General features: G+C 50.4%; 7 protein-coding genes and 1 pseudogene. 7 read left to right on the top strand and 1 reads right to left on the bottom strand.

The window, feature by feature from the left end:
• Window positions 1-25 precede the first annotated feature (25 nt).
• The gene (locus JBO43_RS18090; protein WP_202668467.1) at window positions 26-847 is read right to left on the bottom strand and encodes a DNA adenine methylase; all 822 of its coding nucleotides are present in this window, start codon (window positions 845-847) and stop codon (window positions 26-28) included.
• Between the two features lie 340 nt (window positions 848-1,187).
• On the opposite strand from JBO43_RS18090, the gene JBO43_RS18085 reads away from it, so the two are divergent.
• The 7 genes and pseudogenes from JBO43_RS18085 to JBO43_RS18060 all read left to right on the top strand — a co-directional run bounded on the left by JBO43_RS18085 (window position 1,188) and on the right by JBO43_RS18060 (window position 10,628).
• Window positions 1,188-2,321 carry a ParB/RepB/Spo0J family partition protein gene (locus tag JBO43_RS18085; protein ID WP_202668466.1) on the top strand — a complete coding sequence of 378 codons (1,134 nt, stop codon included), beginning with the start codon at window positions 1,188-1,190 and terminating at the stop codon, window positions 2,319-2,321.
• 174 nt (window positions 2,322-2,495) lie between these two features.
• Window positions 2,496-4,157 (top strand): DUF4942 domain-containing protein, encoded by a 1,662-nt coding sequence (locus tag JBO43_RS18080; protein WP_202668465.1) that lies wholly within the window; start codon window positions 2,496-2,498, stop codon window positions 4,155-4,157.
• A gap of 14 nt (window positions 4,158-4,171) precedes the next feature.
• Window positions 4,172-4,360, top strand: coding sequence for a hypothetical protein (locus tag JBO43_RS18075; protein ID WP_202668464.1), 189 nt, complete (start codon window positions 4,172-4,174; stop codon window positions 4,358-4,360).
• Window positions 4,361-4,548: 188 nt separating this feature from the next.
• Complete coding sequence (locus JBO43_RS18070) at window positions 4,549-6,999, top strand: Ig-like domain-containing protein (RefSeq protein ID WP_202668463.1); 2,451 nt, start codon at window positions 4,549-4,551, stop codon at window positions 6,997-6,999.
• 358 nt (window positions 7,000-7,357) lie between these two features.
• Window positions 7,358-7,789: a DUF4165 domain-containing protein gene (locus tag JBO43_RS23040; RefSeq protein ID WP_331251901.1), complete on the top strand. Its 432-nt coding sequence runs from the start codon at window positions 7,358-7,360 to the stop codon at window positions 7,787-7,789.
• 40 nt (window positions 7,790-7,829) lie between these two features.
• Window positions 7,830-9,368: pseudogene (locus tag JBO43_RS23140) on the top strand (Ig-like domain-containing protein).
• Window positions 9,369-9,917: 549 nt separating this feature from the next.
• Window positions 9,918-10,628: a replication initiation protein gene (locus JBO43_RS18060; RefSeq protein WP_202668462.1), complete on the top strand. Its 711-nt coding sequence runs from the start codon at window positions 9,918-9,920 to the stop codon at window positions 10,626-10,628.
• Window positions 10,629-12,364 lie beyond the last annotated feature (1,736 nt).

Genomic DNA, 12,364 nt, shown 5'->3' with positions numbered 1-12,364 from the left:
ATGACGGTGTTGCGGCACCACCGGTCTATTGGAGCACGGCGAGGATTTCTTCTGCGGCCTGTCGGCTACCTGTTGACGAGCCAATTGACCGGTAAACACTCCGTGAATGGATAGTAAATCCCCGCTCTTCATACAGCGCTCTGGTAAATGGCGTATCGCTGTTTGAGACAGCAACCCGGGCTCCTTTGATAACGGCACTCACCAAAAGGTCCGCCAAGCGGGTATGTGCCGCTTTGTCAAAGGGGGTTCCGTCATACGAGACAAAGCTACTTTTGGTGATCTTGTCATAGGGCGGGTCACAATAAATCTGGTCCTGCCCCCCAGCACCAGCCAGCGTTTCTTCGAACCCGGACAGTTTAAGCTCTATTCCCGACAGCCGGAATGAGAGATAATCAAGCTTTGCATTGCTCAGTTTGAAGCTACTTCGCTGGCCCCAAGGTACCGAGTATTCCCGGGCCAAGTTGTAACGGCAAAGCCCGTTGAATCCGAGGCGGTTAAGGGCATAGAAAAGCACAGCCCGCCGCAGGCTGTCGCAAGTGTTATTGAACTCCGTACGCAACGCATAGTAATCAGGTTCCGAGAAGGTGCATTCTGCCAGCTGATTAACCTGGTCACGAAATTCCGCTTTGCTTTCCCTGACGCAGCGATAGAAATTAATCAGGTCGGGGTTACTGTCTGCCAGGAGCGCCTCTGTCGCAAACATGTTGAGAAACACTGATCCGGCACCAATGAAGGGTTCAACCCATCGGCGTTGCTCATCTCTCTGGAAGTGGGTGCGAATGATGGGCATAACCTTTGTCTTGCCTCCGGCCCACTTCAACACTGGCTGATGTAGATTCTGATTCACATTCGCTCCGTATATTGGAAGAGTCAAAGGGTCAGTCACCCAATCATAGCGAAACCAATAAGATAGCTAACAGTTTACAGGGACAAATTCCGCTGCTGCTGGCTCACAAGGTAATTTTGAATTTTTTTGCTATTTTTTTTGAAATTTACAACCCTTACACTAAATCACTCAATTTGTTGATTTAAAACTATTTTTTCATAGTTTTGAGTTCCTCAAAAAGTAACTTTTGTCCCGCCAAAACGTCATAAACCGAAAAAGTGCCTTTTAGCCAACCTTGCAAACCGAATTTTTTATATAACATTTCCCTCATCAAGCCCCCAGAATGATTACCGGAGTTACTATGAGTGAGATTATGACTGAGCTTAAGACTGCTAAATCAACCCCCTTCCCGATGCCGACAATTGCGTGTCAGAACATGACCGGGACAGGGCGTATTATCTCTGGCATTAAGCAATTCCGTGATATGAACATTGATCTGTGTGCAGAGGTTTCTGAGCTGAAAACCTACGCTCTGCATCCCGGTGTCATTCAGGTAACCCCAGGATTCAACTCCCGCGAAATGGGCATGGGTACCGACTTTTACCTGCTGCCGGAAGTGGCTGAGCACATCGCTAACATCAAAGCGGCTTTCATTCGTGGTGACTATGTTGACCCGATCCGCATTCGTTTCATTGACGGCGTACCTTTCGTCCGTCAGGGCCACTGCCGGTTAATAGCTGCACAAACTGCCCTGGCGGAAGGTCACGACATCACTATCCGTGCCACCGAAATCAAAGATGATGAAGTCGGCTGCGAACTGGCCACTATCGACGGCAACCGCGGGATGGCGCTATCTCCTGTGGCACTCGGTGTGTCTTACCGTCGTTTACAAGAAATCGGCGGCTGGTCCCTGGAGCGTATCGCCCAGCGTGAAGGAAAAAGTGCTACGGCTATCAGTGCTCTGATCCGCCTGGCGTCCATCCCCGTGTATTTGAAAACGCTTATTCATGCCGATGCTATCTCCTACGTTGCCGTGCTTGACCTGCTGGATCAGTTCGGCGAAACGGAAGCGATTTCCCGTATTCAGAAGTTAATAGCCGATCTCGAAGAAGCGTCCTCAAAAGGGGTGATTGTCCGTAAAACGCCTCAGGGCCAGGTACGCCTTCGCCCGTCCGACTTCAAGGCACCGCGCATTCCACCTGTCCTGGCCACTCGTGTGGTGGAAGGTGTCAAAGTTCTTAACGGTCAACTGTTGCAGAAACTTAACGCCATCGAGCTGCCGGAGATCTCAGATTCCAGTGCTGATGTCGAAATCCCGGTGACACTGAATCGCAGTACCATTGAACTGCTCATGTCGCTTGCCAGCGAAATCACCGCGTCTGAAAACAAAGCGCTGCGTCGTGCAGAAAAGCGTCAGGCTAAATTAAATGGCGGAAAAGACCCCAGCAATGGCACCCCGGCAGATGATGATAAAAGCGGTACCGAATCCGAGTAAATGAAAACCCCGACCTGTAGCAAGGTTTGTTGTTTGTTCTGACGTCGTTAAGTCCATTTCCCATGCTGTTGTTAGCCCCCTTCGTGGGGCTTTTTTTTTGGGGCGCCGGAGGTTATTAGGTTTTTCCATCGATCTGCTAACCTGGCGGTATACCTTCACTGAACAGGCAACATCATGAACGCACTGGCACTCACCACCAGCCCTCACGCCGCAGAGCCACGCGGCCAGGCAGTACTTTATACTGCGGACGACTTCCCTGAAATGCGGGAAGAGCTCAACATCATTGCGAGCCTGGTCGAAGAGTACAATGTAGACCTCATCGAACTCCGCCGCCTGTCGGACCTGTTCTCAAAGGGAAGTACTCGCACTTTTTACAGCTACCTGTCGGGTTACAACCACCAAATCACGGATAAAGATGCGATCTATGCTGAAAACGCGCTTCGCTCGGATTACTGGAAGCGCGTCATGGCCCTGACAGATGTGCTATCGGTCATGGACGCGGAAAATAAAAAAGCCTGGGATAAGCAGTTCACCGCAGATCGATACTTTAATCCACCGCAGGTTATCCCGGAATTTACCTTGGACGCCGTGACCAGTACCGTTGTCAGCCTGTTAAATGATCGCAACCAGTTCATGCATGAACGGGTCTACGGCGTCTTCAAATCGCTCAGCGTCCACCACAAAACCAACAAAGCGTTCGGTTTTTCAACGCGCATGATCACCACCGGAGCCTGCACTCGGGAGCGGTATCCCTCCGGCAGGATCATCACAGACGTCAGAGAGTCAGGTCTGGAGGCACTTTCCGAGCTACGCGTGGTGTGTGCCTTCTTTCGGGGGGAAAAGCTGATGCCAGTACATGACACCAAAAAACGGGTAGAACAGGCTCTGGAGCATGCGGGGTTCGGTCAGTGGTCCGCATTCGACGGCAACAGCCTGCGTTTTCGTCTGTTTAAAAATGGATCACTCCATATTGAGGTCCACCCGGATATTGCCGGGAAACTCAACAATATTCTTGCCGCGTATATCCCGCTGGCTCTACCAGCGGACCGCTCAGCGCATGCCCGCAAGACGATCAAAGCCTTTCCCGTACTGAAAAACTGCATTGATTTCCATTCCCGGATGCTCATTGGCGATCTGACGGCAGATAAGACCGTCCGCGAGGGTAAGCCAGCCTGGTCAGTCTGGCTCTCTTCCTCGTTGCTGGCGGAGAACGCGGGTAAGAATACCATTGCTGACGTCCTCAGCTTTATGGGGGCGAAGCTCGACCGGCACACCGCCGAATTTGATTTTGACCCGAGTGAGCCACTGCGGCATGTGGCCCGGATGGGTGATGTGCCTGATGTGGTCTCTCACCAGTTTTATCCCTCATCACGCACTCTCAGCGAGTACGTTGACTCGCTTCTTGGTCCCGGCGAGGGTGACACATTACTTGAGCCCAGTGCAGGGCAGGGAGGCTTACTTCAGGCAATCTCTCCGACGGTGGATATCGCCTGCGTGGAGCTCGATGCCCTGAATTGTGAGATCCTTCGCGCCCGTGGGTATCAGGACGTGACAGAAAGCGACTTCCTGGCCTGGTCTCAGAAGAACGCTTCACGCAAATTCAGCTGTGTGGCGCTCAACCCGCCATTTTCCGACCGGCGGGCGCAGCTCCATCTGGCGGCTGCGGCATCACATCTTGCGCCCGGGGGACGTCTGGCGGCAGTGCTGCCGCTTTCCCTGGAAAAACAGGAACTGTTACCCGCTGATGCGTTTGTTATGCAGTGGGGGGAAGTGTTCCATAAACAGTTTGCCGATACCGCTATTTCAGTCCGCGTTCTCTACGTTGAACGCCATTAACCACCGGAGGCACGATGACCCAGCAAGATAAAAGCAGTCGACATGAACTGGAGCAGTGCGACCTAGACGAAGACATTCCCTTTACCATGGACGCCTTTGAACGCAACCGCCCCACCCGCCATAAAGTGCAGCATGTGCAGTTAAGAGGGGAATCGGCGCAATGCCACGATCCTGACAGCAATCACCAGCTGGATGATCTCTGATCCCAGGGAGCGCGTCACTCATCACCGACGCGCCTTCAGCCTCTCATTTTCCCACTTATCACCTGAACACATTCCACCAAAAGTTACTTTTTTAATGCCGCAGTTGGCATTTAAATTACTGACGTAAATGGAAAAGCAAAATGCATGGGCCCTGTAGAATAGGCTTACTTTTATCCCGGGAGTAAACCATGCGTAAAACGATATTGAGCTGCATACTGGTCACAGTGCTTGTCTCATCCTGTTCGGTCAATGCTCAGGTCTTTAGCTTTTCCTTCAAAGACACCAATTCGGCTGACCGCAGCGTGAAGCCTACCGCACTGACCTATCTCAACCCCACCGGCACCATGACGCTTAACCTTATCTCCGGTCTGGATCGCTATGAGCGGATAAAAGTCATCCGCGACAGTGATCAGAAAGTGATGCACTCCGCAATGACGTCGCTTGTCGGCGTGGCTGACCGGGTCACTGCGGCGGACGGGAGCGAGTATTACGGCAAGAACATGGCCCTGCCTGCACTGGGTGAGGGCGGTTATACCATCCTGGACGAAACCCTGGACATTCATCAGGCAGTGATCAGTTCTACCACCTATAAACTGATGCTGGATGTCACCCGGCCCGCATACACCACCTTTTACCCACGTAAGGACGCGGGGTATGGGATGGTGCTGAGCGGTCCCCTGTGGGAGCTGGGACAGGCCGGATCTGGACAGTTTGATATTTTCCTCGACGGGGTGACGGATGCGAATGACATTGGAGCAGTAAGACTGGTTATCAAACGTGCCGACGGCAGCACCGTTTCCGACCAATCCATGAATTACGATCCCGCTAAAGATCAGGCCTTCTACACATGGGCTAAGAATGGGGTTTCCGAGAAAACAATGCCCACCAGCGATTTGAATGAGACCTTTACTTTCAATGTCTTCATTTCCGACAAAGCCGGTAACATCCGCACGGTCCCGCCCCAGGCATTTAAATATGACGATCAGCTAGGGGAGGTCACCGCATTTGCAGTTCACGATTCCCGGTCGGCGACCAGTAACGTTCCCGGCATCGCAAGTGGTTACGTTCCATACAAAACCGGTCTCTCGGTGCTGGAAAACCCTTACCGCGTGGTACTACGCATTCCTAGGACGAACTGGAAGGCTTACCGAAACGGAGGGATAGACGTCACGAATGCCTACGGCGGAAACACAATTATTGCCAGTGACAGTACCTACATTTATCTCGAAGCAAAATTACCTCAGGGTGCGCTAGATCCTAACTTTTTCCGCCCGAACAACACCTACCAATATGGCGGAGGGGATTTAACCTATGTGGGGAAAGAACTCGCATGGGACCCGGCATCATTGAAATCCCCCGCCTGGTTGGGGAAAAAGATCGAACGTCAAAAGGCAGACGGTACCTGGATTGACAGTGTTAACTGGAGCCAGTTCAAAGCCGCAGATCTGCCCATAACATTCAATGCGATCCGCTTTACCGTTGAGGCCCGTCCGTACGCCCAATACATTACCAACGTGACCAACTGCAACATCCCGGCAGGCGCCACATCCTGCACAGTAAGCCTCTCCCGCACTCTGGCACAGAACACTACCGGTTATATGCACGACGGGTTTGCCATCAGAGCCAGTCAGGAGGCCACATACAATACCCCTATGTGGGAGAACATCACGTGGCATGCACAGAAAACCACGGTCACGGGCTACGATTACGACGATAAAACCAACCTGCTGAACGCCTATGTCAACATCTCAGGTGACGGGAGCTACTTCGACCAGGTTAAAGCTAAAAAGGTCTGGCTGAGCGACAGGAACCAGGCGGATAAAGTCATCATGACCGGAACCCAGACATCGCGTAATGTCTCGACCGGAAACAACACCTTCCAGTTCGACATGAAATCCATTCCCGAAGGCAGTTACAACCTCGTCATTAACGCCATCGATACCTTTGACAACGCTGGTTCACTGGCATTCATGACGTTTATCGTGGACAGGACGCCCCCTGTGGTTAACGTCAGCTATGAGGGGAAACCGGTCGATAAAAGCGTCACGGTCATGGGCCTTGAGAACCTACGGATCAACCTCAGTGATACCCTGACCACGCCGAAAATTAGCCGCATTGTGATGCGGGGAGGCCCCACCAACGACTTTGTCGAACTTTCCTGGGCGAGCCTTGGCAACAACGTTTATTCCCTGAATTACCCGCGAATCTTCCCGTCACTCAATGAGGGTGAGACCTACCGGCTCACGGTGACTGCAACCGATGCGATGAACAACACGAAGGATTACGAGTCAGAATTCGGCTACCTGCCGAATAACCTGGTCCGCCTAGATAACCTGCGCACACTTGCCGTCAATGCGAGCCTCAAGACTACAACGGATGTGCCGCTTGCCGTTCTTAGCACCGGGATGCTCCGGCGTAAAGATGGCCAGCTGGCAACCGGGGTCCAGAATGCAATCCTGACGGTCAGGCGTGATGCACAGTACGGGATAAATCTGAACGGAACGGCAGCAGAGCCTGGGGAGAGTAAAAGCCTCGTGCTGGATCTGGGCTTGGGTGATCCCCGCGTGTTTCCTATCTACCCGACAGAGTCTGGGAAAATAGGGACGTCTAACTTCATTATCGAGCTTCCTGAACTCTAAAAGCCAGAAGTAAAGTATGCCGCCCGTAAGGGCGGATTTTCGGCTGGCCCGCATACCGAAATGCGTTAATGAACACTCAGCAAAAGATCTACATGGTTAATCACACAGTTATCCCCCGAAAATGTGGATAACTGTTTATCAGTTCAGGTTTACACACATCAGTTTTCGTAGGAATGCAACAAAATCCGGACCCGTTAACCGCCCGGATGAGCTAGCCATTTCGTTGAAATGTCTCCTCTTAACGGGAGGGAACATGAACGTAAAATTTCTGATGTCAGCAGCTATTGTGCTTGTTGCTGTGCCACTGAGCTCGGCGGCGCAAATCTATAACTAAACCTACACCAATACCCGTGGAGTCGTGACGAATGCTGAACCATCCAGCCTCTGGATGAAACCGTCTCCCCCCATTAAGGTCAGCCTTGACCGTAAAGAGCGCCTGATTGTCACCCGCGACAGCGACAAAGCTGAAGTATTCCCGGGGACCACCGATATCGTTACTGTCAAAGACCGCATCACGGCGGCAGACGGCAGCGAGTATTACGGCAAATCCATCACGCTGCCAGTGCTCGGCAACGGAGCCTTCAGTATTCGAAACGAAACCCTGGATAACAAAGACGAGCTCGTTTCTACCACCACGGCCAAATTCTCTATCGACGTCACACCCCCGACCATTCCCGGTCCCATCACGTGGATTCGGGCAGGCTGGGTCAACGGTAGCGTAGATATTTTCAGCAACTGGGGCGCAACTCAGGCTCTTTCCCTGACCGACTTATTCTCAATATCAAGTTAAGAATGCCAGAACCGGCGCATGGGAGGACTATGTGGACGGTATGACTATCTACGCCAACCCGCTCCAGTTCCGGGTTAAGTACCGACGCCAGGACCATGCCAATTTTAATGGCACCGAGTTTGGCTGGTATGGCAATGCCACGAGCTCCGACAGCAATTTTGCCTACTGGGACTTTACGCTGAGCTATCCAGAAAGCTATCGGTATGCCGATATGCTCACAAAAGCCGGGATATACAGGACCCTACAGTTTAAGAATCTCAAATTTACGCCCTCCAGCGGCGTTGTGCTGGCTCCTCAGTACCTCAGTGGTGATGTCCACCTCAAGAAGGCCAATAGGTGGTCTGGTAGCGATACAGTGCGAATGGTAGCCCCTGACTGTATTGACGCTGTCAAAATCAACGTGGAGCCCCGTACTTATGTCCAGAATGTATCGATCACGGGAGTAGGGGCCTGCTCTGTTGCCGCAGGAGCCTCCTCATGTTCAATGGCACTGAATTATTGCAAAACCAGCGACCGTGGCTATGAGCCAAGCCAGACCATCATCACTGGTACAGGCGCACAGTCAAACTTGGGAGGCCTGAGCTCATATCTCTATTTCTACTGGGACTTCAACCCAACAACCATTGATGAACTGACCGTGAACAGCCTGATAAAATCCGTCATGTTGCAGATAACCGATCAGGATACAATGAACGACTGGCGCAAATTTATGTGGGTGACCGAAGATTTTGCCCTGACCTTGAAAGACGCCGCCGGGAAAGACACCGTGCTAAAACCGGCGAGAACCAGTGTCATCAACTATCAGCAGAAGAACCTCACGTTTAACTATGCCGTATTGCCATCAGGCCGCTACACTGCTGCCGCAACGGTTAAAGACAGCTATGGAAACGTATCTACGGCTACGCTGCCTGGAGGCATTCTGCACGACACCATAGCGCCTGTTGTCGCGATTGACTTTAAAGGTAAACCAGCTTAGGGGCAGCTGGTGAAGGGGCTGGAAAATTTGGTCATTCAGGTGACCGACGATTTGACTAAACCGTCAGTCACCAGCATTACGCTGGATGGTGGGCCAACGTCAGATAAAGTGAATGTCGGCTGGTATCAGACTGGAGCTAACAGCTTTGCTCTTCAGTATCCAAGGGTGTTCCCGTCGAGCGATGATACTGACGCCTACAACCTGATCGTCACTGCCATCGATGAAGCGGGAAACACGACAACAAAATCCAGCCATTTCCGCTATGTGCCTGATAACATGATTGAGTTTAATACCCTCAAAACCCTGGCAGTCGGGCAGGCCCTTAAAACCTCCGATGACAAACCGCTGGCCTACATCCAGTCAAACAGCATCCGGAAGAAAGACGGTGCGCTTCTGACAGGCAATCAGAATGCCGTGCTTTCTGTCCGTCGTGATGCCAAATTTGGTGTGTCAGTGAATGGAGTCAGCGTTGAACCCGGCGAGTCAAAAGAGTTCATCCTCAACTTTGGTATCGGCGACGGTATTCTAATACCTGTATTTCCAAATCAGTCCGGTATAAGTGGTGCAGCAGACTTCATGGTGGAACTGCCCCAGATTTTATAATCTTAAGTATTTTTAGATCCCCTTTTGCTCTTTTCAATCAGAAGAGCAAAAGGGGTATACTTCCTCAATGCCATTCCGCTGCTTGTGAGTTATTTCTACATGAAGGGCTGGTTTCTCAGAATATTGGAATTTTTGACAATTTATTATTCACAGACAGTTGTCAGGACCCTTCTAGCATAGTGCAAGGATCTTCAAGGATCGCCGCACTTCCATCTTGCAGTTACCCACTTATCCACTGGCTTCTTTTTAATAACATTTTCATCCTTTTTAAATTCTTTTTCTTCTTTTTAGGAGGCTGAAACCCGCACCCTGTCTGGCTTCAGAAGGGGTGTTTATGGGGAAGACCTCAAGTAGCAATGGGAGACACCTCAAGTTCTAATGGGGATCACATCAAGATCCTATGGGAAAGGCATCAAGTTACTATGGGAAACAGCTCAAGTTTGATTTGAGTTTTACACAGCTTTCGTTAACAGATTCTTGTCAATGTGATTCAGGCATGTACACTGTGGGTAACTTGAAATTCCCCACAATAAAATTGGCGACCTTAATATGGCGGCGACACAGATAAGAAAAAGTTTAAAGGCTTTGAAAATCAGTCAGTCGAACGAATTGACTGAGGCGGCTTACTATTTGCCACTTCAGGCAAAACGTGCGCTGTGGCTATGCCTTGTTGAATGTTATGCAAAAAAGGACGAAGAGCAGATAGCCGAGACCAACTTTACGATCCTGGTTTCTGATTACCAGGCTCACTTCAACGTCAGTGTAGAGACCGCCAGCCGGGATTTGAAGAAAGGCATTCAGGCCTTATCTGAGAGCAGTGTGACCTTTTTCCCTAAGGGCGGTAAATATGAAGAGATAAAGATGCCCTGGCTGGCACTCTCCGGTTTACGTCGTGGAAGGGGGCAATGGGAGGTTGAGTTCAACCATCACATGATGCCCTATATTGTGGGTCTGACATCTCAATTCACGACGTACGGGCTTGTTGATGTTGAGAAAATCAGCTCCGTCAGAACTATCCGCCTTTACGAAAGCCTCTGCCAGTATCGTTCTACGGGGATTTGGAAAGTAAGTCAGGAGTGGCTTGCAGACCGCTTTAAGCTTCCCGATACACAGCGCCGAAACACTGCGGAGTTGAAGAGAACATTTTTGAATCCTTCGATCAAACGTATCAATACCAGCACCCCGATTCTCACTGAAGTTAGCGATGACGGTAATGGTAATTTCATCTTCACAATACTGCCCAAGAAAGATAAAGCTTGATGCATTTCCCATATATTCGGTCTTACCGACTTGCGAGAAGTCGGTAAGACAAAAGGCACAGCTTTGAAGTGGCAGTTCGTTTAGCTCCCACACAGCGTGGACTCTCAGGTTCTGGAAAATTTCAGACGGTAGTTATCCACTTATCCACCTGCTTCTTTTTAAATCCTTTTCTCCTTTTTAATTCCTTTTCTCCTTTTTAGCAGACTTAATCCCCCGTCGTAACTGGGTTTACAGGTCATCCTTGTGGGAGACACCGCAAGTAACAATGGGAATCACGGCAGTTATCTGTGGGATTCACCACAAGAAAGTATGGGAACCTGATCAAGTTACTATGGGAAACACCTCAAGTAATTTTTTCATTATCCACAAGGTTCATACAACCTGGTCATTGTCCGCAATTCAGAGTATTGCCATTTTTGGTGGCCGTTTCTTCAGGCGTATTTGCATGGTTTTCAGTATGGGAAACGGCTCAAGTAAGTATGGGGATCAGGTCAAGTAGTTATGGGAAACACCTCAAGTTTGGATGGTAAACGTGAGTTTGATCTTGATTTCAACCATTTCTATGCCCTTCGGATGGAATAACTTGAGCTGTTTCCCATAGTCTTGGAACTGGATAAATAATACACTGCATAAATGTTCCTTATAATCATGCAGTTGAACCTGGTGTATGATTTCTGCGCTATCGTTTTCCCTCAAATCCTGCCTGTCTGCATGAATACGAACTTGAGCTTTTCCCCACAATCCAGATCATAAAACGCGCTCTTTGAACGCATTACGACCAGCGTTAAACCCTGTCCAGGCCAGAGACATTAACTTGCGGTGTTTCCCACATTCAGCTCTGTGCCAATAACTTGAGGTATTTCCCACAGACGGAAACCAAAGTAACTTTGGGCGCATCTTACAACTGGCAGAACAAAATGAACTTGATCTGTTTCCCACACTAGCCGGGGCCAAAGTGACTTTGGGGGCTTTTTACAAAAGGTTGGGTAAAAGGAACTTGATAGGTTCCTCCCGGGGCCGAAGTAACTTGATCTGTTTCCCACACCAGCCAGTCCCAAACTAACTTGAGCCATATCCCACACCAGCCGGGGCCGAAGTAACTTGATCTGTTTCCCACACCAGCCGGTCCCAAACTAACTTGAGCCATATCCCACACCAGCCGGGGCCGAAGTAACTTGATCTGTTTCCCACACCAGCCAGCCCCAAACTAACTTGAGCCATATCCCACACCTGCCGGGGCCGAAGTAACTTGATCTGTTTCCCACACCAGCCAGCCCCAAACTAACTTGAGCTATATCCCACACCTGCCGGGGCCGATGTAACTTGATCTGTTTCCCACACCAGCCAGCTCCAAACTAACTTGAGCCATATCCCACACCTGCCGGGGCCGAAGTAACTTAATCTGTTTCCCACACCAGCCATGAACAAAAGAACTTGAGCTGTTTCCCACAACCGGCAGTGCCAAAGTAACTTGATCTGTTTCCCACACCAGCCATAAACAAAAGAACTTGAGCTGTTTCCCACAAGCAGTCGGGACAAAAGTAACTTGCGGTGTTCCCCACAACAGCCATAAACAAAAGAACTTGAGCTGTTTCCCACAACCAGTCGGGACCAAAGTAACTTGAGGTGTTTCCCACACCAGCCATAAACAAAAAACTTGAGCTGTTTCCCACAACTGGCAGTGCCAAAGTAACTTGAGCTATTTCCCACAACCGGCAGTGCCAAAGTAACTTGAG

This window comes from Lelliottia jeotgali (assembly GCF_016771845.1).
In the GTDB taxonomy this organism is placed as follows: Bacteria; Pseudomonadota; Gammaproteobacteria; order Enterobacterales; family Enterobacteriaceae; genus Enterobacter; species Enterobacter jeotgali.
Note: the sequence above shows the minus strand (reverse complement) of the source record. Positions and strands in the feature narration are given on the sequence as shown.

Coding starts and splice junctions, on each gene's coding strand:
- JBO43_RS18070 (WP_202668463.1), top strand. CDS start 4,549: ATGCGTAAAACGATATTGAGCTGCATACTGGTCACAGTGCTTGTCTCA.
- JBO43_RS18085 (WP_202668466.1), top strand. CDS start 1,188: ATGAGTGAGATTATGACTGAGCTTAAGACTGCTAAATCAACCCCCTTC.
- JBO43_RS18060 (WP_202668462.1), top strand. CDS start 9,918: ATGGCGGCGACACAGATAAGAAAAAGTTTAAAGGCTTTGAAAATCAGT.
- JBO43_RS18075 (WP_202668464.1), top strand. CDS start 4,172: ATGACCCAGCAAGATAAAAGCAGTCGACATGAACTGGAGCAGTGCGAC.
- JBO43_RS18080 (WP_202668465.1), top strand. CDS start 2,496: ATGAACGCACTGGCACTCACCACCAGCCCTCACGCCGCAGAGCCACGC.